At 55.2% G+C, this 21,534-nt stretch carries 14 protein-coding genes, 1 tRNA gene and 3 rRNA genes; 8 read left to right on the forward strand and 10 right to left on the reverse strand.

Translation table 11 applies throughout. From position 1 onward, the window contains the following. Positions 1-6 precede the first annotated feature (6 nt). Positions 7-390, reverse strand: a complete 384-nt coding sequence (gene grcA / locus GQR96_RS18425; protein WP_002914084.1) for an autonomous glycyl radical cofactor GrcA — start codon at positions 388-390, stop codon at positions 7-9. Between the two features lie 311 nt (positions 391-701). Between grcA and ung the strand changes: the two genes are divergently transcribed. Then, on the forward strand, positions 702-1,391 hold the full coding sequence (ung, locus tag GQR96_RS18430; protein WP_065905438.1) for a uracil-DNA glycosylase: 690 nt from the start codon (positions 702-704) through the stop codon (positions 1,389-1,391). A 55-nt stretch (positions 1,392-1,446) separates the two neighbouring features. Here ung and GQR96_RS18435 read toward each other — a convergent pair whose 3' ends face one another. Further along, complete coding sequence (locus GQR96_RS18435; RefSeq protein WP_065878245.1) at positions 1,447-2,517, reverse strand: tRNA/rRNA methyltransferase; 1,071 nt, start codon at positions 2,515-2,517, stop codon at positions 1,447-1,449. Between the two features lie 203 nt (positions 2,518-2,720). On the opposite strand from GQR96_RS18435, the gene trxC reads away from it, so the two are divergent. The 5 genes from trxC to GQR96_RS18460 all read left to right on the forward strand — a co-directional run bounded on the left by trxC (position 2,721) and on the right by GQR96_RS18460 (position 8,441). Then, positions 2,721-3,146 carry a thioredoxin TrxC gene (gene trxC / locus GQR96_RS18440; RefSeq protein ID WP_002914091.1) on the forward strand — a complete coding sequence of 142 codons (426 nt, stop codon included), beginning with the start codon at positions 2,721-2,723 and terminating at the stop codon, positions 3,144-3,146. 69 nt (positions 3,147-3,215) lie between these two features. Further along, on the forward strand, positions 3,216-3,914 hold the full coding sequence (gene tapT / locus GQR96_RS18445; protein ID WP_032456473.1) for a tRNA-uridine aminocarboxypropyltransferase: 699 nt from the start codon (positions 3,216-3,218) through the stop codon (positions 3,912-3,914). Between the two features lie 34 nt (positions 3,915-3,948). After that, positions 3,949-6,600, forward strand: coding sequence for a bifunctional acetate--CoA ligase family protein/GNAT family N-acetyltransferase (gene pat / locus GQR96_RS18450; RefSeq protein ID WP_065905439.1), 2,652 nt, complete (start codon positions 3,949-3,951; stop codon positions 6,598-6,600). Between the two features lie 120 nt (positions 6,601-6,720). Beyond that, positions 6,721-8,076: a CDP-diacylglycerol--serine O-phosphatidyltransferase gene (gene pssA, locus GQR96_RS18455; protein ID WP_004201812.1), complete on the forward strand. Its 1,356-nt coding sequence runs from the start codon at positions 6,721-6,723 to the stop codon at positions 8,074-8,076. 41 nt (positions 8,077-8,117) lie between these two features. Next, positions 8,118-8,441 carry a YfiM family lipoprotein gene (locus GQR96_RS18460; RefSeq protein ID WP_004201811.1) on the forward strand — a complete coding sequence of 108 codons (324 nt, stop codon included), beginning with the start codon at positions 8,118-8,120 and terminating at the stop codon, positions 8,439-8,441. 3 nt (positions 8,442-8,444) lie between these two features. On the opposite strand, the gene GQR96_RS18465 is transcribed toward GQR96_RS18460, so the two are convergent. The 8 genes from GQR96_RS18465 to rluD all read right to left on the reverse strand — a co-directional run bounded on the left by GQR96_RS18465 (position 8,445) and on the right by rluD (position 20,010). Beyond that, positions 8,445-9,743, reverse strand: a complete 1,299-nt coding sequence (locus tag GQR96_RS18465) for an MFS transporter (protein WP_065905441.1) — start codon at positions 9,741-9,743, stop codon at positions 8,445-8,447. A gap of 382 nt (positions 9,744-10,125) precedes the next feature. Next, positions 10,126-10,241 (reverse strand): 5S ribosomal RNA (gene rrf, locus GQR96_RS18470). A 97-nt stretch (positions 10,242-10,338) separates the two neighbouring features. Further along, positions 10,339-13,241 (reverse strand): 23S ribosomal RNA (locus GQR96_RS18475). A gap of 193 nt (positions 13,242-13,434) precedes the next feature. Beyond that, a tRNA-Glu gene (locus GQR96_RS18480) sits at positions 13,435-13,510 on the reverse strand. 85 nt (positions 13,511-13,595) lie between these two features. Further along, positions 13,596-15,135, reverse strand: a 16S ribosomal RNA gene (locus GQR96_RS18485). Together the 16S, 23S and 5S rRNA genes with 1 tRNA gene alongside form the textbook arrangement of a ribosomal RNA operon. Before the next feature lie 464 nt (positions 15,136-15,599). After that, positions 15,600-18,173: an ATP-dependent chaperone ClpB gene (gene clpB, locus GQR96_RS18490; RefSeq protein WP_065905226.1), complete on the reverse strand. Its 2,574-nt coding sequence runs from the start codon at positions 18,171-18,173 to the stop codon at positions 15,600-15,602. Positions 18,174-18,301: 128 nt separating this feature from the next. After that, entirely contained in the window at positions 18,302-19,033 is a 732-nt protein-coding gene (gene yfiH, locus GQR96_RS18495) for a purine nucleoside phosphorylase YfiH (protein WP_023318894.1), read from the reverse strand. Further along, on the reverse strand, positions 19,030-20,010 hold the full coding sequence (gene rluD, locus GQR96_RS18500) for a 23S rRNA pseudouridine(1911/1915/1917) synthase RluD (RefSeq protein ID WP_004206840.1): 981 nt from the start codon (positions 20,008-20,010) through the stop codon (positions 19,030-19,032). The genes yfiH and rluD overlap by 4 nt, the downstream gene beginning before the upstream one ends. A 131-nt stretch (positions 20,011-20,141) precedes the next feature. On the opposite strand from rluD, the gene bamD reads away from it, so the two are divergent. Together bamD and raiA are read left to right on the forward strand one after the other, a co-directional pair. Continuing rightward, on the forward strand, positions 20,142-20,879 hold the full coding sequence (bamD, locus tag GQR96_RS18505; RefSeq protein WP_004145664.1) for an outer membrane protein assembly factor BamD: 738 nt from the start codon (positions 20,142-20,144) through the stop codon (positions 20,877-20,879). A 271-nt stretch (positions 20,880-21,150) separates the two neighbouring features. Beyond that, positions 21,151-21,486 (forward strand): ribosome-associated translation inhibitor RaiA, encoded by a 336-nt coding sequence (raiA, locus tag GQR96_RS18510; RefSeq protein ID WP_065905228.1) that lies wholly within the window; start codon positions 21,151-21,153, stop codon positions 21,484-21,486. Positions 21,487-21,534: the final 48 nt, after the last annotated feature.

The raw sequence follows: 21,534 nt of genomic DNA on the forward strand, positions 1-21,534 counted from the left end.
TTAGCCTTACAGGCTTTCGGTAAAGGTACGAGCGATAACGTCGCGCTGCTGTTCCGGCGTCAGGGAGTTGAAGCGCACCGCGTAGCCAGAAACACGAATGGTCAGCTGCGGATATTTTTCCGGATGTTCAACCGCGTCCAGCAGGGTTTCACGACGCAGCACGTTAACGTTCAGGTGCTGACCGCCTTCCACGCGAACTTCTGGTTTCACGTCTACCGGGATTTCACGGTATTCGATTTCACCCAGTTTGCTGACCGCCACCACGTCATCTTCCGCAAAACCACCTTTGGCGCACAGGCAGCGCGCTTCGCCTTTTTCACTATCCAGCAGCCAGAAAGAGTTCAGCAGGTCGTCGTTTGCCGCTTTAGTAATTTGGATACCAGTAATCATTTGATGCCTCCCAGGCAGTGTTTATTCGATTTTGGCCTCTTCGCGGCCAATTGGTAAAACCATTGTTGTATGAGTGTATATATATCAGCCGCCCCTTCGGCATTCTTTGATGTAAATCAATAAAAACCATTCACTCTAAGTGGGTATGCAAGGATTTTATTGTTTTACATCAAGTTACGCCATGCGCTGCTATAAATAATTTTGTAAATTTTCAATTTTTTTTGCATGAAGGCCCGCGTTGAGCCGTGCCGATTTTGTTCTGTAGAAAGAAGCCGTTAAGCTATAGCAATGACCCTTTGCAGGAGAGCAAGATGACCACCCCTTTAACCTGGCATGACGTGCTGGCGGATGAAAAGCAACAACCCTATTTTCTCAATACTCTAAAGACCGTCGCCGAAGAGCGCCAGTCCGGGATCACCATCTATCCACCGCAAAAAGACGTCTTCAATGCGTTTCGCTTTACCGAACTGGGCGATGCCAAAGTCGTCATTCTCGGCCAGGACCCCTATCACGGCCCGGGGCAAGCCCACGGTCTGGCGTTCTCGGTTCGCCCGGGCGTCGCCATCCCGCCCTCGCTGCTAAATATGTACAAAGAGCTCGAGGCCACTATCCCTGGCTTTACCCGCCCTACCCATGGTTACCTGGAAAGCTGGGCGCGCCAGGGAGTGCTCCTGCTGAATACGGTCCTGACCGTCCGCGCCGGGCAGGCGCACTCGCACGCCAGTCTCGGCTGGGAAACGTTTACCGATAAGGTAATCGCGTTAATCAATGAGCATTGCGAGGGAGTGGTCTTTCTACTGTGGGGCTCCCATGCACAGAAGAAAGGCGCGATTATCGATCGCCAGCGCCACTGCGTGCTGAAGGCGCCGCACCCGTCACCGCTCTCTGCACATCGCGGCTTCTTTGGCAGCAACCATTTCGTGCAGACCAATCAGTGGCTGACCGAGCGCGGCGAAGCGCCGATTGACTGGATGCCGGTCCTTCCCGCCGAAAGCGAGTGATCGACAGCCATAAAAAAAGCCAGCATCAGCTGGCTTTTTTATTCAGGGACAGGTATTACGCCTTGTTCTGACGCCACCACTCCGCCAGCAGAACGCCGGTCGCCACAGAGACGTTCAGGCTTTCGACATTGCCGGTACCATCGATGGCGACGCTGAGGTCCGCGCTGGAGATCGCTGCATCCGACAGGCCATCGCGCTCCTGGCCTAACACCAGCACCATTTTCTTCGGCAGCTCGGCTTTAAACAGCGGGGTACCATTATGGCTGGAGGTCGAGACAATCGCGTAGCCCGCCTGACGGAATTGATCAAGAGTATTGATGAAGCTGTCGCCGGTGATCGGCTCAACATGTTCCGCACCGCCTTCCGCCGTACGGATCGCCGCGCCGGACTCCAGCACGCCGGCATCCTGAACCACAACGCCCTTCACGCCGAAGTGCGCGCAGCTGCGCATGATCGCCCCGAGGTTGTGCGGGTTACCCACGTCTTCCAGCGCCAGAACGCAATCTTCTTCTGCGGCCTTCGCGACCCACTGGGCAACAGAGGTGCCGTGCCGTTTTTTGATCAGGAAGCAGACGCCGCCGTGGTGATCGGTCCCGGAGGCTTTCGCCAGCTCGGCTTCATCAACCACATGATAGGCTTTACGGTTAGCCGCCATCCAGCGCAGCGCCTCTTTAAAACGCGGCGTCACGCTCTGGATAAACCAGGCGCGGACAATAGCTTCCGGGCGGCTCTGGAACAGGGCCTGACAGGCGTTTTCACCATACACGCGGGTCTCTTCCGCGCGCTGGCGACGCAGCACTTCCGGATCGATAAAACTCTTCCCGCTGATCCCGCCGTGATCTTCTTTTACCGGGGTCTCATCGCCAGGGGCGCGGGAAACGGTACGCCACGGGGACGCATCGTCACGATGAAAATCATCGCGCTTGCGGTCATCGCGTTTACGATCGTCACCGCGGCTGTTTCGTTCGTCACGCGCAGGGCGGCTGCGGCCGTCAACACGAGATTTTCCTGGACGACCTCCCCCTTTCCCGGTACGTGGGTTATGGGTGCGTTTGTCAGAATCATCATCACTGCGGACATACATCACTTTGACCTTGCCGCTTTTATTTTTCAGTTCGTCGCTCATCAATTTTCTCCACCTGCGCTGCGCGAAGCGCGCAGATTACCCGATGTGTCATCGCTTCGCCATGATTTCGTTTAAAAGCCGGCCTCTATTGCACTCATCGAACAAAACGCATTGTCCTTAAATAACACTTAATCGATAATATGTAACATCACAGAAACATATCGGCCACGTGCCACGTTGCAACCCATAACCAGAGGTTAGTTATGAATACCGTTTGTGCCAGTTGTCAGGCTCTGAACCGCCTCCCGGACGATCGTAGCGCGGATGGCGCAAAGTGCGGACGCTGCGGTCACGATCTTTTTGACGGCGACGTCATCAACGCGACCGGGGCAACGCTGGATAAACTCTTAAAGGACGATCTGCCGGTCGTTGTTGATTTCTGGGCGCCATGGTGCGGTCCCTGCCGTAGCTTCGCGCCGATCTTTGAAGACGTTGCGGAAGAGCGTAGCGGGAAGATGCGCTTTGTGAAAGTTAACACCGAAGCGGAACGTGAGCTTAGCGCACGGTTTCGTATCCGCAGCATCCCGACCATTATGATGTTCAAAAATGGCGAAGTGATCGACATGCTCAATGGCGCGGTGCCAAAAGCGCCATTTGATAGCTGGCTGAACGAAGCCGGACAGCAGTAATCCTTCCGGGGCACCGCTTGTGCCCCGTTTTAGCCTCTGCGACAATAGCGCTTTTCATTAGCGACTCCCATGACTGATAACGCTGTCCTTCGCCTGCGCGCCGAACGTCTCGCGCGAGCCACCCGCCCTTTCCTTGCGCGCGGTAATCGCATCCGCCGCTGCCAGCGCTGTCTGCTGCCGCTCAAGCAGTGTCTGTGCGCCACGTTAACGCCGGCGCAGTCCACCAGCCGCTTTTGCCTGGTGATGTTTGATACGGAACCGATGAAGCCCAGCAACACCGGTCGGCTCATCGCCGATATTCTGCCGAATACCGAGGCTTATCAATGGTCGAGAACCGAGCCGCCGCAGGGGCTGCTTGACCTGGTCGCCCATCCCGATTACCAGCCGATGGTGGTGTTCCCCGCCTCCTACGCCGGGCCGGAGCGCCAGGTCCTGAGCGCGCCGCCGTCTGGCAAACCGCCGCTGTTTATCATGCTCGACGGCACCTGGACCGAAGCGCGTAAAATGTTCCGTAAGAGCCCTTATCTGGACGCGCTGCCGATAATCTCCGTCGATCTGTCCCGCATCTCAGCCTACCATCTGCGCGAGGCGCACGCCGATGGACAATATTGTACCGCGGAAGTGGCCATCGCCCTGCTGGACCTGGCGGGCGATGCACCGGCCGCCGCAGCGCTTGGCGAACACTTCACCCGCTTCCGGACCCGTTACCTGGCGGGAAAAACCCAGCATAAGGGCAGTATCACAGCGGACCAGGTGGAAAACGTTTAAAATCATTCGGTCACTGGGATGAAAGGAGACCGGTATGAGCCAACGAGGCCTGGAAGCACTGCTGCGACCAAAGTCCATCGCCGTTATTGGCGCATCAATGAAACCGCAGCGCGCTGGCTATCTCATGATGCGCAACCTGCTAGCCGGTGGCTTCAATGGCCCGGTGCTGCCGGTGACCCCCGCCTGGAAGGCGGTGCTCGGGGTGCTGGCGTGGCCCACCATCGAGAGCCTGCCCTTTACGCCGGATCTGGCGGTACTCTGTACCAACGCGCGGCGTAATCTCGAGTTGCTTGAAGCCCTGGGGCAGAAAGGCTGCAAGACCTGCATCATTCTTTCTTCGCAGCCTGAGCAGTATCCGGCGCTGCTGGCGTGCGCCACCCGCCATCAGATGCGCCTGCTCGGCCCCAACAGTCTCGGCCTGCTGGCGCCGTGGCAAGGGTTGAACGCCAGCTTTTCGCCGGTGCCGATCCATCGCGGTAAACTGGCCTTTATCTCGCAATCGGCTGCCGTCTCCAACACCATCCTTGATTGGGCGCAACAGCGCGAGATGGGGTTTTCCTACTTTATCGCGCTGGGTGATAGTCTGGATATAGATGTCGATGACCTGCTGGACTTTCTGGCCCGCGACAGCAAAACCAGCGCCATTTTGCTCTACCTTGAGCATCTCAGCGACGCGCGCCGGTTTGTTTCCGCCGCGCGCAGCGCCTCGCGAAACAAGCCGATCCTGGTGATTAAAAGCGGCCGTAGTCCCGCGGCGCAGAAGCTGTTGCACGTCAACTCCGGGATGGATCCGGCATGGGATGCGGCCATCCAGCGTGCTGGTCTACTGCGGGTCCAGGATACCCATGAGCTCTTCTCCGCCGTAGAAACCCTGAGTCATATGCGCCCGCTGCGCGGTGAAAAACTGATGATCGTCAGCAACGGCGCGGCGCCGGCGGCGCTGGCGCTGGATGAGCTTTGGTTGCGTAACGGTAAGCTGGCGACCCTCAGCGAGGAGACGCGCGAGGCTCTGCGCCAGGCGCTGCCGGGCGGCGTCGAGATCGCCAACCCACTGGATCTACGCGATGACGCCAGCAGCGAACATTATCAGCGGGCGGTGAATATTCTGCTTAACAGCCAGGACTATGACGCGCTGCTGGTGATCCACTCTCCCAGCGCCGCCGCGCCGGGCACCGAGAGCGCCCTGGCGCTGATCGACGCCCTGAAGCACCATCCGCGTGGCAAATATGTCACCGTGCTGACCAACTGGTGCGGCGAATTCTCCTCCCAGGAGGCGCGACGGCTGTTCAGCGATGCCGGCCTTCCCACCTACCGTACGCCGGAGGGGACCATCACCGCCTTTATGCATATGGTCGAGTACCGCCGTAACCAGAAACAGCTACGCGAGACCCCCGTGCTGCCGGACTCGTTAACCGCCAATACCAGCAAGGCGCATGCCCTGCTCCAGCAAGCGATCGATGACGGCGCCACCACGCTGGATACCCACGAGGTCAGCCCGGTACTCCGGGCCTACGGCATCCACACACTGCCAACCTGGATCGCCGCTGACAGCGCGGAAGCGGTGCATATTGCTGAGCAGATAGGCTATCCGGTTGCGTTGAAGCTGCGTTCCCCGGATATTCCGCATAAATCAGAAGTACAGGGGGTCATGTTGTATCTGCGTACCGCGGCAGAAGTGCAGCAGGCAGCGGATGCGATGATCGATCGCGTCAGGCTGGCCTGGCCCCGGGCGCGCATTCATGGCCTGCTGGTGCAGAGTATGGCCAATCGCGCCGGCGCCCAGGAGCTGAGAGTGGTGGTTGAGCACGATCCTCTCTTCGGCCCGTTGATTATGTTGGGCGAAGGCGGCGTGGAGTGGCGGGCCGAGGACCAGGCCGCCGTGGCGCTGCCGCCGCTGAATATGAACCTGGCGCGTTATCTGGTGATCCAGGCGATCAAAAATAAGAAGATCCGCGGCCGCAGCGCATTGCGACCGCTGGATATCGCGGGCTTAAGCCAGCTGCTGGTTCAGGTCTCGAACCTGATCGTCGACTGCCCGGAGATCCAGCGCCTGGATATTCATCCCCTGCTCGCCTCCGGCAACGAGTTTACGGCGCTGGATGTTACCCTTGGGCTTGCACCCTTCAGCGGCGACAGTGAAAGCCGTCTCGCTATTCGTCCCTATCCGCACCAGCTGGAGGAGTGGGTGGTGATGAAAAATGGCGATCGCTGTCTGTTCCGGCCGATCCTGCCGGAAGATGAACCGCAGCTGCTCGCGTTTATCGCCCAGGTCACCAAAGAAGATCTCTATTATCGCTATTTTAGTGAGATCAACGAATTTACCCATGACGACTTAGCCAATATGACCCAGATCGACTACGATCGAGAAATGGCGTTTGTCGCCGTCAGGACCACTGCGGAACAGAGCGAGATCCTTGGCGTGACGCGGGCGATCTCCGACCCTGATAATATTGATGCCGAGTTTGCTGTGCTGGTCCGTTCAGATTTGAAAGGGTTAGGCCTGGGCCGAAGGCTGCTGGAAAAGCTGATCGCCTATACGCAAAGCCATGGCCTGCAACGGCTGAATGGGATTACGATGCCGAATAACCGAGGCATGATCGGCCTCGCCAGAAAGCTGGGATTCACCGTTGATATTCAGCTGGAAGATGGGATTGTCAGTCTGTCGCTGCCCCTGAATCAGGGATAATCGCGCGACGCTGACCGCAATTGTTGACCACATTAGCGGGTAGTAATGGTATTATTGCCCGCTTACGTCGTCTGCATGGTACAGAAGACCCTTCAATAAACAGAGAAGAAACGCACTGTGATGTTGTCAAAATTTAAGCGTAATAAACATCAACAACACCTTGCCCAACTCCCTAAGCTTTCTCAGTCAGTTGATGATGTAGAGTTCTTTTACGCCCCTGCGGATTTCAGGGAAGCGTTACTGACCCGGATTGCCAACGCCACTCAGCGTATATGCATTATTGCGCTCTACCTGGAGCAAGATGATGGCGGAAAAGGAATTTTGCAGGCCCTGTATGACGCCAAGCGTCAACGTCCGCAACTGGATGTTCGCGTCCTCGTGGACTGGCACCGCGCTCAACGTGGCCGTATCGGCGCCGCCGCCTCCAACACCAACGCCGACTGGTATTGCCGGATGGCCACTGAAAATCCGGGCGTAGAGATCCCCGTTTACGGCGTGCCGATTAACACCCGGGAGGCGCTCGGCGTTCTCCATTTCAAAGGCTTTATTATCGATGACTGCGTCCTCTACAGCGGCGCCAGCCTGAACGATGTTTATCTGCATCAGCATGATAAGTACCGCTATGATCGCTATCAGTGCATCCGAAACGGCAAAATGGCGGACGTCATGTTTGACTGGGTCGACAATAATCTGGTTCAGGGACGCGGTGTGAATCGTCTCGACAGACCGGATCGGCCAAAAAGTCCGGAAATCAAAAACGACATTCGCCAGTACCGTCAGGAGCTCCGCGACCGCAGCTACCATTTTGTCGGCACCGCCGGTGACGAAGAACTCTCCGTCACCCCGCTGGTAGGCCTGGGGAAATCCAGCCTGCTGAACAAAACTATCTTTCACCTGATGCCCTGTGCCGAGCACAAGTTAACGATCTGCACCCCCTACTTCAACCTTCCTGCCGTGCTGGTAAGAAATATCATCCAGCTGCTACGCGACGGTAAACAGGTGGAGATTATTGTCGGCGATAAAACCGCTAACGATTTCTATATTCCCGAAGATCAGCCGTTTAAAATCATCGGCGCGCTTCCTTATCTGTATGAAATCAACCTGCGGCGTTTCCTCAGCCGGCTGCAGTATTATGTGAATACCGATCAGCTGATCGTCCGCCTGTGGAAGGATGACGATAACAGCTACCACCTGAAAGGCATGTGGGTTGATGATGAGTGGATGCTGCTCACCGGCAACAACCTTAACCCGCGCGCCTGGCGACTCGATCTGGAAAATGCCATTCTGATCCACGATCCAAAGCAGCAGTTGGGGGCCATGCGGGAGAAAGAGCTGAAGCTCATCCGCACCCACACCACGGTGGTGAAACATTATCGGGATCTGCAAAGTATTGCCGACTACCCGGTGAAAGTGCGTAAACTGATCCGCCGACTACGGCGGATCCGCATCGACCGGCTGATCAGCCGTATTCTCTGACAATCAGCCCCGCCTCGACGGGGCTTTTTTCTGGAAGCACTATGCGTACGATAATCGTGATTGCTTCGCTGATGTTAACGGGCTGCAGCCACATGGCAAATGATGCATGGTCCGGTCAGGACAAAGCCCAGCATTTTCTGGCCTCGGCGATGCTGTCTGCCGCGGGCAATGAATATGCGCAACATCAGGGTTACAGCCGGGACCGCAGCGCCGCTATCGGCCTGATGTTTTCTGTCAGCCTCGGCGCCTCAAAAGAGCTTTGGGACAGCCGCCCGGCAGGGAGCGGCTGGAGCTGGAAGGATTTCGCCTGGGATGTAGCCGGCGCGACCACCGGCTACGCTGTGTGGCAACTGGCGCACCAGTAGCGGCTAAAGACGCAGGCCTTTGCCCTTGCGATGCAGCATCAGGGAGACCAGGAAGGCGATGGCCGCCATCACCGTTACGTACCAGTAAAAAGCGTGCTCTATCCCCGCCGATTTAAGCGACAGCGCGACATACTCCGCCGAGCCGCCAAACAGGGCATTCGCGACGGCATAGGAAAGCCCTACCCCAAGCGCACGAACCTGCGCCGGGAACATCTCGGCCTTCAGGATGCAGCTGATCGAGGTATAGAAACTGACAATCAGCAAGGCGCAGATCACCAGGCCGAAGGCAGCATAGGGGGAGCTCACTTTTTGCAAGGCGCTCAGGATAGGCACGGTAAATAATGTCGCCAGTACGCCAAAGCACAGCATGGAGGTACGGCGGCCTACTTTATCCGAAAAAGCGCCGAACAGCGGTTGAACCAGCATATAAACGAACAGCGCCGCAGTCATGATCACGCTGGCGGTGCTGGCCGTCATTCCCGCCGTGTTGACCAGATACTTTTGCATATAGGTAGTAAAGGTATAAAAGGTCAGCGATCCGGCGGCGGTAAAGCCCAACACCATCACGAAGGCCCGGCGATTACGCCACAACCCTTTAAATGAGCCAGCCTCTTTCAGCGCCCGGGTCTCCTGCTTTGAGGTTTCGTCCAGCTGGCGACGCAGCCACAGCGCGACGATGGCCAGTACTGCCCCGAGAGCAAAAGGAATACGCCATCCCCATGCATGCAGATCTTCGTCGCTCAGCACCTGCTGGAGCGCCACGACCACTAATACCGCCAGTAGCTGTCCGCCAATTAACGTGACGTACTGGAAGGAGGCGTAGAAGCCTTTCTTTCCTTCAATCGCCACTTCACTCATATAGGTCGCGCTGGTGCCATATTCTCCCCCGACCGACAGCCCCTGGAACAGACGGGCCAACAGAAGCAACGCCGGAGCCCAGGTGCCGATGACTGCATAGCCCGGCAGGCAGGCAATTACCAGTGAACCAAAGCACATCATGCAGACCGAAATAAGCATGGACGTTTTACGTCCGCGGCGGTCAGCGATCCGACCAAACAGCCAGCCACCGATAGGACGCATCAGAAATCCGGCGGCGAATACGCCTGCCGTTTGTAAAAGTTGAGTGGTGGTATTTCCGGATGGAAAGAAGATATGGGCAAAATAGAGCGAGCAGAATGAGTAGACGTAAAAATCAAACCACTCAACCAGATTTCCCGAGGAAGCGCCAACAATTGCCCAAATACGACGACGGGTGTCAGCCAGCTCCGGCGCGGCCCGTTCGGTAATGCTACTCTCTGTCATTGTTATATTGCTCCAGCAAAGACTGCAATCTGTCTTGTCGGGCGTACCACGTCACGCAGACAAATTAGTTAGTAAACTAAATGTTATATAATTGTTATATCTTTATATGTGATTGCATTCACATTTTTTTTCGTAAGCACGGTTTTCGCGATCAACGCCAGCGCAGGAGCAAGGAAAAAGTGGATTATGGCGAAGGGATTGCCACGACGGGGTTTTATGTTGCTTTGAATGAAGATGATGAGGGAGATATGGTGGGATTTTCGCCGGAGGCGGTGCTGAGCCCCCCTGGCCGGGCTACCGGGGAGGCATGCCGGCACCCTCGCCGGATGACACAAACGCAAAAAAGCTCAGCCTTCCGACTGAGCTTTCTGCTTTATTTGATGCCTGGCAGTTCCCTACTCTCACATGGGGAGACCCCACACTACCATCGGCGCTACGGCGTTTCACTTCTGAGTTCGGCATGGGGTCAGGTGGGACCACCGCGCTAGTGCCGCCAGGCAAATTCTGTTTTGTCAACACGCCCTGCGGACGCATCGACTAATCTGTATCAGCTGAAAATCTTCTCTCAAACCCGCCAAAACATCTTCGGCGTTGTAAGGTTAAGCCTCACGGTTCATTAGTACCGGTTAGCTCAACGCATCGCTGCGCTTACACACCCGGCCTATCAACGTCGTCGTCTTCAACGTTCCTTCAGGAGACTTATAGTCTCAGGGAGAACTCATCTCGGGGCAAGTTTCGTGCTTAGATGCTTTCAGCACTTATCTCTTCCGCATTTAGCTACCGGGCAGTGCCATTGGCATGACAACCCGAACACCAGTGATGCGTCCACTCCGGTCCTCTCGTACTAGGAGCAGCCCCCCTCAATTCTCCAGCGCCCACGGCAGATAGGGACCGAACTGTCTCACGACGTTCTAAACCCAGCTCGCGTACCACTTTAAATGGCGAACAGCCATACCCTTGGGACCTACTTCAGCCCCAGGATGTGATGAGCCGACATCGAGGTGCCAAACACCGCCGTCGATATGAACTCTTGGGCGGTATCAGCCTGTTATCCCCGGAGTACCTTTTATCCGTTGAGCGATGGCCCTTCCATTCAGAACCACCGGATCACTAAGACCTGCTTTCGCACCTGCTCGAGCCGTCACTCTCGCAGTCAAGCTAGCTTATGCCTTTGCACTAACCTCCTGATGTCCGACCAGGATTAGCTAACCTTCGTGCTCCTCCGTTACTCTTTGGGAGGAGACCGCCCCAGTCAAACTACCCACCAGACACTGTCCGCAACCCGGATTACGGGCCCACGTTAGAACACCAGCCATTAAAGGGTGGTATTTCAAGGATGGCTCCATGCAGACTGGCGTCCACACTTCAAAGCCTCCCACCTATCCTACACATCAAGGACCAGTGTTCAGTGTCAAGCTATAGTAAAGGTTCACGGGGTCTTTCCGTCTTGCCGCGGGTACACTGCATCTTCACAGCGAGTTCAATTTCACTGAGTCTCGGGTGGAGACAGCCTGGCCATCATTACGCCATTCGTGCAGGTCGGAACTTACCCGACAAGGAATTTCGCTACCTTAGGACCGTTATAGTTACGGCCGCCGTTTACCGGGGCTTCGATCAAGAGCTTCTCCTTACGGATAACCCCATCAATTAACCTTCCGGCACCGGGCAGGCGTCACACCGTATACGTCCACTTTCGTGTTTGCACAGTGCTGTGTTTTTAATAAACAGTTGCAGCCAGCTGGTATCTTCGACTGGTCTCAGCTCCATCCGCAGGGACTTCACCTACACACCAGCGTGCCTTCTCCCGAAGTTACGGCACCATTTTGCCTAGTTCCTTCACCCGAGTTCTCTCAAGCGCCTTGGTATTCTCTACCTGACCACCTGTGTCGGTTTGGGGTACGATTTCGTGTTACCTGATGCTTAGAGGCTTTTCCTGGAAGCAGGGCATTTGTTACTTCAGCACCGTAGTGCCTCGTCATCACACCTCAGCCTTGATTATCCGGATTTGCCTGGATAACCAGCCTACATGCTTAAACCGGGACAACCGTCGCCCGGCTAACATAGCCTTCTCCGTCCCCCCTTCGCAGTAACACCAAGTACAGGAATATTAACCTGTTTCCCATCGACTACGCCTTTCGGCCTCGCCTTAGGGGTCGACTCACCCTGCCCCGATTAACGTTGGACAGGAACCCTTGGTCTTCCGGCGAGCGGGCTTTTCACCCGCTTTATCGTTACTTATGTCAGCATTCGCACTTCTGATACCTCCAGCAACCCTCACAGGTCACCTTCGCAGGCTTACAGAACGCTCCCCTACCCAACAACACATAGTGTCGCTGCCGCAGCTTCGGTGCATGGTTTAGCCCCGTTACATCTTCCGCGCAGGCCGACTCGACCAGTGAGCTATTACGCTTTCTTTAAATGATGGCTGCTTCTAAGCCAACATCCTGGCTGTCTGTGCCTTCCCACATCGTTTCCCACTTAACCATGACTTTGGGACCTTAGCTGGCGGTCTGGGTTGTTTCCCTCTTCACGACGGACGTTAGCACCCGCCGTGTGTCTCCCGTGATAACATTCTTCGGTATTCGTAGTTTGCATCGGGTTGGTAAGTCGGGATGACCCCCTAGCCGAAACAGTGCTCTACCCCCGAAGATGAGTTCACGAGGCGCTACCTAAATAGCTTTCGGGGAGAACCAGCTATCTCCCGGTTTGATTGGCCTTTCACCCCCAGCCACAAGTCATCCGCTAATTTTTCAACATTAGTCGGTTCGGTCCTCCAGTTAGTGTTACCCAACCTTCAACCTGCCCATGGCTAGATCACCGGGTTTCGGGTCTATACCCTGCAACTTAACGCCCAGTTAAGACTCGGTTTCCCTGCGGCTCCCCTATACGGTTAACCTTGCTACAGAATATAAGTCGCTGACCCATTATACAAAAGGTACGCAGTCACACCACGAAGGTGCTCCCACTGCTTGTACGTACACGGTTTCAGGTTCTTTTTCACTCCCCTCGCCGGGGTTCTTTTCGCCTTTCCCTCACGGTACTGGTTCACTATCGGTCAGTCAGGAGTATTTAGCCTTGGAGGATGGTCCCCCCATATTCAGACAGGATACCACGTGTCCCGCCCTACTCTTCGAGCTCACAGCATGTGCATTTTTGTGTACGGGGCTGTCACCCTGTATCGCGCGCCTTTCCAGACGCTTCCACTAACACACACACTGATTCAGGCTCTGGGCTCCTCCCCGTTCGCTCGCCGCTACTGGGGGAATCTCGGTTGATTTCTTTTCCTCGGGGTACTTAGATGTTTCAGTTCCCCCGGTTCGCCTCATTAACCTATGGATTCAGTTAATGATAGTGTGTCGAAACACACTGGGTTTCCCCATTCGGAAATCGCCGGTTATAACGGTTCATATCACCTCACCGACGCTTATCGCAGATTAGCACGTCCTTCATCGCCTCTGACTGCCAGGGCATCCACCGTGTACGCTTAGTCGCTTAACCTCACAACCCGAAGATGTTTCTTGCGATCCATCATCGTGTTGCGAAAATTTGAGAGACTCACGAACAACTCTCGTTGTTCAGTGTTTCAATTTTCAGCTTGATCCAGATTTTTAAAGAGCAAATATCTCAAACATCACCCGAAGATGAGTTTTGAGATATTAAGGCAGGTGACTTTCACTCACAAACCAGCAAGTGGCGTCCCCTAGGGGATTCGAACCCCTGTTACCGCCGTGAAAGGGCGGTGTCCTGGGCCTCTAGACGAAGGGGACGTATCAGTCTGCTTCGCAAGACGCCTTGCTTTTCACTTTCTATCAGACAATCTGTGTGAGCACTTCAAAGTACGCTTCTTTAAGGTAAGGAGGTGATCCAACCGCAGGTTCCCCTACGGTTACCTTGTTACGACTTCACCCCAGTCATGAATCACAAAGTGGTAAGCGCCCTCCCGAAGGTTAAGCTACCTACTTCTTTTGCAACCCACTCCCATGGTGTGACGGGCGGTGTGTACAAGGCCCGGGAACGTATTCACCGTAGCATTCTGATCTACGATTACTAGCGATTCCGACTTCATGGAGTCGAGTTGCAGACTCCAATCCGGACTACGACATACTTTATGAGGTCCGCTTGCTCTCGCGAGGTCGCTTCTCTTTGTATATGCCATTGTAGCACGTGTGTAGCCCTGGTCGTAAGGGCCATGATGACTTGACGTCATCCCCACCTTCCTCCAGTTTATCACTGGCAGTCTCCTTTGAGTTCCCGGCCGGACCGCTGGCAACAAAGGATAAGGGTTGCGCTCGTTGCGGGACTTAACCCAACATTTCACAACACGAGCTGACGACAGCCATGCAGCACCTGTCTCACAGTTCCCGAAGGCACCAAGCCATCTCTGGCAAGTTCTGTGGATGTCAAGACCAGGTAAGGTTCTTCGCGTTGCATCGAATTAAACCACATGCTCCACCGCTTGTGCGGGCCCCCGTCAATTCATTTGAGTTTTAACCTTGCGGCCGTACTCCCCAGGCGGTCGATTTAACGCGTTAGCTCCGGAAGCCACGCCTCAAGGGCACAACCTCCAAATCGACATCGTTTACGGCGTGGACTACCAGGGTATCTAATCCTGTTTGCTCCCCACGCTTTCGCACCTGAGCGTCAGTCTTTGTCCAGGGGGCCGCCTTCGCCACCGGTATTCCTCCAGATCTCTACGCATTTCACCGCTACACCTGGAATTCTACCCCCCTCTACAAGACTCTAGCCTGCCAGTTTCGAATGCAGTTCCCAGGTTGAGCCCGGGGATTTCACATCCGACTTGACAGACCGCCTGCGTGCGCTTTACGCCCAGTAATTCCGATTAACGCTTGCACCCTCCGTATTACCGCGGCTGCTGGCACGGAGTTAGCCGGTGCTTCTTCTGCGGGTAACGTCAATCGACAAGGTTATTAACCTTATCGCCTTCCTCCCCGCTGAAAGTACTTTACAACCCGAAGGCCTTCTTCATACACGCGGCATGGCTGCATCAGGCTTGCGCCCATTGTGCAATATTCCCCACTGCTGCCTCCCGTAGGAGTCTGGACCGTGTCTCAGTTCCAGTGTGGCTGGTCATCCTCTCAGACCAGCTAGGGATCGTCGCCTAGGTGAGCCGTTACCCCACCTACTAGCTAATCCCATCTGGGCACATCTGATGGCATGAGGCCCGAAGGTCCCCCACTTTGGTCTTGCGACATTATGCGGTATTAGCTACCGTTTCCAGTAGTTATCCCCCTCCATCAGGCAGTTTCCCAGACATTACTCACCCGTCCGCCGCTCGTCACCCGAGAGCAAGCTCTCTGTGCTACCGCTCGACTTGCATGTGTTAGGCCTGCCGCCAGCGTTCAATCTGAGCCATGATCAAACTCTTCAATTTAAGTTTGATGCTCAAAGAATTAAACTTCGTAATGAATTACGTGTTCACTCTTGAGACTTGGTATTCATTTATTGTCCGAAGACATTAAGAATCCATGCCACTTTGAGTGCCCACACAGATTGTCTGATAAATTGTTAAAGAGCAGTTGCGACGCGCTTTAGCGCTCTGTCGCGAGGTCCCGTATAATACGTTTTCCTCATTCAGAGTCAAGCGCTTATTTTGCTTTTCTCTGTCGGCTTCAACGTTATCTTTCGCCGTTGAATCCTGCTGCCCCGGCGGCTTGCTTGCCGTTGTTCCGTGTCAGTGGAGGCGCATTATAGGGGGTAATTCTGAAGTGACAAGGATAAATTCAAAAAAAGAATTCAACCGCTCACTTTTCAACCAAATCAGGTGTTGAGCTTTAATTCTTGCCTGGTTTTTAAACAAAAACGAGCCCGCTGGGCCCGTTTTTGTCGTTTTGTGACTTACTGCACTGCCACGATACGGTCGTCTTTCACTACCAGCTCGACGGTTTTACCCGGAATCAGCTCACCGGAAAGTATCTGCTGGGCCAACGGGTTCTCAATCTGCTGCTGAATAGCGCGTTTCAGTGGCCGCGCGCCGTATACCGGATCGTATCCGTTGGCGCTTAGTAACTTCAACGCCTCATCGGACATCCGCACTTCATATCCGCGCTCTTCCAGACGTTTATACAGACGCTGCAGCTGGATCTGGGCAATAGAAGCAATGTGTTTCTCACCCAGCGGATGGAAGACCACCACTTCATCGATACGGTTGATGAACTCCGGACGGAAGTTCTGGCTGACAACCCCCAGCACCAGGTCCTTCATATGTCCGTAATCCAGCTCGCCGAACCGTTCCTGAATCAAATCGGAACCGAGGTTCGAGGTCATGATGACCACCGTGTTACGGAAGTCGACCGTTCTCCCCTGGCCATCGGTGAGGCGCCCGTCGTCGAGTACCTGCAGCAGAATGTTGAACACATCCGGGTGCGCTTTTTCCACTTCATCCAGCAGGATGACGGAATAAGGACGACGGCGCACCGCCTCGGTCAGGTAACCGCCCTCTTCATAACCGACGTATCCCGGAGGCGCACCGACCAGACGCGAGACGGAGTGTTTCTCCATAAATTCGGACATATCGATACGCACCATTGCGTCGTCGCTGTCGAACATAAAGTTAGCCAGCGTTTTACACAGCTCGGTTTTACCGACCCCGGTCGGACCGAGGAACAGGAATGAACCAATCGGCCGGTTCGGATCGGACAGCCCGGCACGGCTACGGCGAATAGCGTTAGATACTGCTTCAACCGCCTCATCCTGACCAATCACCCGATGATGCAGTTTCTGCTCCATACGCAGCAGTTTGTCACGCTCGCTTTCCATCATGCGGGAGACCGGGATACCGGTCCAGCGGGCCAGCACTTCGGCGATTTCAGCATCCGTCACTTTATTACGCAGCAGACGCATGGTTTTTCCTTCGGACTGAGTGGCTGCCGCCAGCTGTTTCTCCAGTTCCGGAATTTTGCCGTACTGCAGCTCGGACATCCGCGCCAGGTCACCGACGCGACGCGCCTGTTCGATGGCGATTTTCGCCTGCTCCAGCTCGGCTTTGATGGTCTGGGTGCCGGAGAGGGACGCTTTTTCCGCTTTCCACTCTTCTTCCAGCACCGAGTACTGCCGTTCTTTATCCGCCAGCTCCTCGTTGAGCATATCAAGACGCTTCAGACTCGCCTCATCAGACTCTTTCTTCAGCGCCTGCTGCTCCAGTTTCAACTGGATGATGCGGCGATCGAGACGGTCCAGCTCTTCCGGCTTCGAGTCGATCTGCATACGGATGCTGGACGCCGCCTCATCGATAAGGTCGATGGCTTTATCCGGCAGCTGCCGGTCGGCAATGTAGCGATGCGACAAGGTCGCCGCCGCCACGATAGCCGGGTCGGTGATCTGCACATGGTGGTGCAGTTCATAACGTTCTTTCAGACCGCGCAGAATAGCGATGGTATCTTCTACCGACGGCTCGGCGACGAACACCTTCTGGAAGCGGCGCTCCAGCGCAGCGTCTTTTTCAATGTACTGACGGTATTCGTCAAGCGTCGTCGCCCCGACGCAGTGCAGTTCACCACGCGCCAGCGCCGGCTTCAGCATGTTGCCCGCGTCCATCGCGCCGTCGGCTTTACCAGCGCCAACCATGGTATGCAGTTCGTCGATAAACAGAATGACGTTGCCTTCCTGTTTCGACAGGTCGGTCAGCACGCCTTTCAGACGCTCTTCAAACTCACCGCGGTATTTCGCCCCGGCCACCAGCGCGCCCATATCCAGCGCCAGCACCCGGCGGCCTTTCAGCCCTTCCGGCACTTCGCCGTTGACGATACGCTGCGCCAGGCCTTCGACGATAGCGGTTTTACCCACCCCGGGTTCACCAATCAGCACCGGATTGTTTTTGGTACGGCGCTGCAGTACCTGAATGGTACGGCGGATCTCTTCATCACGGCCGATAACCGGGTCCAGCTTGCCCTGTTCGGCACGCTCGGTGAGATCGACGGTAAATTTCTTCAATGCCTGACGTTGGTCTTCGGCACCCTGATCGTTCACGCTTTCACCTCCGCGCATTTGTTCAATCGCCTGAGTCACGTTGGCGGTTGTTGCTCCGGCGGATTTTAAAAGGTCGGTCAGCGTACCGCGTGATTCAAGCGCCGCCAGAACAAACAGTTCTGACGATATAAAGTTGTCCTTTTTCTTTTGCGCCAGCTTGTCGCAAAGGTTCAGGATCCGCACTAAATCCTGAGAAGGTTGCACATCGCCGCCGGTGCCTTCCACCTGCGGTAAACGACTCAGAGCCTGTTCGATGTCAGTGCGCAGTTTCCCGGCATTCACGCCCGCCGAGGTTAATAAAGGACGTACCGATCCCCCTTCCTGATTCAGCAAGGCGCTCATTAAATGAAGAGGTTCGATGAATTGGTTGTCGTGCCCGAGTGCAAGCGACTGGGCATCGGCAAGAGCAAGCTGGAATTTATTGGTAAGACGATCCAGACGCATAACTCCTCCCATAACAGGTCAAATTTGCTACTGGAGATTAAATGAGGTCATCCCTCAATTATTCAAGGTTAAAGACCTGAACTATGCGAAAAATAAGTTTGCCTTCTGGATCGTCTTGATTCTCTAGGTTATATCAGCCAAATGAAACTTGCCATACGACCGGTGGTCTTGTCGCGCCGGTAAGAGAAAAAATCATCCTTTTCGCTTAGCGTGCAGCGATCGCCGCCGAAAATCTGCTCAACGCCGACGTTTGCCAGGCGCTGCCGAGCCAGCTGGTAGATATCAGCAAAATATTTTTCGCCTGCCGGACGAAAAGCCTGATGCGCATTCTCATCCTTAGCCATAAAAGCGTCGCGAACTTCTGGGCCCACCTCAAACGCCTGCGGACCGATGGCGGGTCCCAGCCACGCCATAATGTTTTCGGCTTTATCGGCGAAACGGGCGACCGTCTCTTCCAGAACCCCTTCACATAAGCCGCGCCATCCCGCATGCGCCGCGGCGACTTCGGTACCGGCGCGGTTACAGAACAGGACCGGCAGGCAGTCAGCGGTCATCACCGCGCAGACAGTCCCTGGCGTACGGCTATAAGAGGCATCCGCGCGTTTCGACGGATAGGGTCCGCCGTCCAGCGTGAGCACATCGGTACCATGAACCTGCTCCAGCCAAACCGGGTAAGACGGTAAGCCGCCGGCGGCAAACATCCTCCGCCGGTTTTCTTCGACATGCTGCAGATTGTCGCCGCAATGGGCGCCCAGGTTGAGCGAGTCATAGGGCGGCAGACTCACGCCGCCGATGCGGGTAGAACTACAGGCCGCCACGCTGCCGGGCATTGGCCACTGCGGTACAATCAGTTTAGTCATAACCAGTCAATATCGTCCTTATGGGCTTCAAAATCGGCGCGCATCGCCTCGATGAGCTCGACCATATCTTGTGGGATGGGCGCGTGCCACTCCATTTCAATGCCGGTAATCGGGTGGTACAGACGTAGCATGGTGGCGTGCAGCGCCTGGCGGTCGAATTTACGCAGCGCGGTGATGAACTCCTCCGACGCCCCCTTCGGCGGACGCGGGCGGCCGCCATACACCTGGTCGCCTACCAGCGGATGGGTGATATGCGACATATGCACGCGGATCTGATGCGTACGACCGGTTTCCAGACGCAGGCGCAGGCGGGTATGGATGCGGAAATGTTCCATAATGCGGTAGTGGGTCACCGCCGGTTTGCCCATCGGGTGCACCGCCATATGGGTACGCTTGGTCGGATGACGGCTGATCGGTTCTTCAACCGTACCGCCAGCGGTCATATGACCGATCGCCACCGCTTCGTATTCACGGGTGATCTCGCGCAGCTGCAGCGACTCCACCAGCCGGGTTTGCGCTGGAATGGTTTTCGCCACCACCATCAGACCGGTGGTGTCTTTATCCAGACGGTGGACGATACCCGCACGCGGCACATCGGCAATAGGCGGATAGTAGTGCAGCAGCGCATTCAGCACAGTACCGTCAGGGTTGCCCGCACCAGGATGTACAACCAGATCGCGCGGTTTGTTGATCACGATGATGTCATCATCTTCGTAAACGATATTGAGCGGAATATCCTGCGGCTGGAAGCGCGCCTCTTCTTCGATTTCCACATCGATAGCGATGCGTTCTCCCCCCAGCACTTTTTCTTTCGGTTTATCGCCAATGGTGCCATTGACTAATACGCGTTGGTCGAGGATCCATTCTTTTATCCGCGATCGCGAATAATCAGGGAACAATTCGGCCAAAGCCTGATCTAAGCGTTGACCGAGTTGATTTTCGGTCACCGTTGCGGTGAGTTGTACTCGTTGTGCCATATACAGCTTCTTCGTTTAACGTTGGGTTTTACGGCTTTGCCGTTTAATATAGTGTGCTATTGTAGCTGGTCTTAATCGGGAGCAGGAACAGAGATTCTCCCGCATAAACATTTTGAGGAAGTCAAAACGTCATGACGCGCATGAAATACCTGGTGGCAGCCGCCACACTGAGCCTGGCTTTGGTGGGTTGCTCCGGCTCTAAGGAAGAGGTGCCTGATAATCCGCCGAATGAAATCTACGCGACCGCCCAGCAAAAACTGCAGGACGGTAACTGGAAACAGGCGATAACGCAACTGGAAGCGTTGGATAACCGTTATCCATTCGGCCCTTATTCCCAACAGGTACAGCTGGATCTGATTTATGCGTATTACAAAAACGCCGATCTGCCGCTGGCTCAAGCGGCCATCGATCGCTTCATGCGCTTGAATCCCACCCATCCGAACATCGACTACGTCATCTATATGCGCGGCCTGACCAACATGGCTCTGGATGACAGCGCCCTGCAGGGCTTCTTCGGCGTCGATCGTTCCGACCGCGATCCGCAGCACGCGCGCGATGCCTTCAATGACTTCTCCAAACTGGTACGCGGCTACCCGAACAGCCAGTATGCCACGGACGCCTATAAGCGCATGGTATTCCTGAAAGATCGCCTGGCGAAGTATGAGCTGTCGGTGGTGGATTACTACACCGACCGCGGCGCATGGGTTGCCGTCGTTAACCGCGTGGAAGGTATGATGCGTAACTATCCGGATACCCAGGCCACCCGCGATGCCCTGCCGAAGATGGAAAATGCCTATCGTCAAATGCAGATGAATGCTCAAGCGGACAAAGTCGCGAAGATTATCGCCGCGAACAGTAAGAACACCTGAGCCTGACTCATGGATCGCAAACGGCAGCCACTGGCTGCCGTTTTTTTATTCGTTATCCTGGTTAGCTGAAGCGGTTTAGCGTCGAGTTAACTCATCAAATATGGCCTGCTTTGGCAGGTTCGACAAGTAAAATCTCACTTCTTCCTGCCCTGTCTCACAAAATGAATTCGTTGACAAAAAGTGACAATAAAACGTGATTTAGATCACACATTTTGACATTAGGAAAGGTATGCTGGATTCACCAAGACGGGAAAGACAAGAGGTAAAATTTATGACAATGAACATTACCAGTAAACAAATGGAAATTACTCCGGCAATCCGCCAGCATGTCGCAGACCGTCTCGCCAAACTGGATAAGTGGCAAACTCATTTAATTAACCCGCACATCATTCTGTCTAAGGAGCCGCAGGGTTTTATCGCTGATGCAACCATCAACACGCCAAACGGCCATCTGGTTGCCAGTGCGCATCATGAAGATATGTACGCCGCCATTAACGAATTGATCAACAAGCTGGAACGGCAGCTCAATAAAGTGCAACACAAAGGGGAAGCCCGCCGCGCCGCGACGTCGGTGAAAGAGGCAGGCTTTGTGGAAGAAGAAGAGTAATCCTTAACTTAAGTTGTGTCATGCCACGCGCCTTCGGGCGCGTTTTTT

This window comes from Klebsiella sp. PCX (assembly GCF_021869705.1).
Classification (GTDB): domain Bacteria; phylum Pseudomonadota; class Gammaproteobacteria; order Enterobacterales; family Enterobacteriaceae; genus Klebsiella; species Klebsiella quasipneumoniae.

Coding starts and splice junctions, on each gene's coding strand:
- bamD (WP_004145664.1), top strand. CDS start 20,142: ATGACGCGCATGAAATACCTGGTGGCAGCCGCCACACTGAGCCTGGCT.
- GQR96_RS18465 (WP_065905441.1), bottom strand. CDS start 9,743: ATGACAGAGAGTAGCATTACCGAACGGGCCGCGCCGGAGCTGGCTGAC.
- pat (WP_065905439.1), top strand. CDS start 3,949: ATGAGCCAACGAGGCCTGGAAGCACTGCTGCGACCAAAGTCCATCGCC.
- ung (WP_065905438.1), top strand. CDS start 702: ATGACCACCCCTTTAACCTGGCATGACGTGCTGGCGGATGAAAAGCAA.
- pssA (WP_004201812.1), top strand. CDS start 6,721: ATGTTGTCAAAATTTAAGCGTAATAAACATCAACAACACCTTGCCCAA.
- grcA (WP_002914084.1), bottom strand. CDS start 390: ATGATTACTGGTATCCAAATTACTAAAGCGGCAAACGACGACCTGCTG.
- tapT (WP_032456473.1), top strand. CDS start 3,216: ATGACTGATAACGCTGTCCTTCGCCTGCGCGCCGAACGTCTCGCGCGA.
- trxC (WP_002914091.1), top strand. CDS start 2,721: ATGAATACCGTTTGTGCCAGTTGTCAGGCTCTGAACCGCCTCCCGGAC.
- clpB (WP_065905226.1), bottom strand. CDS start 18,173: ATGCGTCTGGATCGTCTTACCAATAAATTCCAGCTTGCTCTTGCCGAT.
- GQR96_RS18435 (WP_065878245.1), bottom strand. CDS start 2,517: ATGAGCGACGAACTGAAAAATAAAAGCGGCAAGGTCAAAGTGATGTAT.
- rluD (WP_004206840.1), bottom strand. CDS start 20,010: ATGGCACAACGAGTACAACTCACCGCAACGGTGACCGAAAATCAACTC.
- GQR96_RS18460 (WP_004201811.1), top strand. CDS start 8,118: ATGCGTACGATAATCGTGATTGCTTCGCTGATGTTAACGGGCTGCAGC.
- yfiH (WP_023318894.1), bottom strand. CDS start 19,033: ATGACTAAACTGATTGTACCGCAGTGGCCAATGCCCGGCAGCGTGGCG.
- raiA (WP_065905228.1), top strand. CDS start 21,151: ATGACAATGAACATTACCAGTAAACAAATGGAAATTACTCCGGCAATC.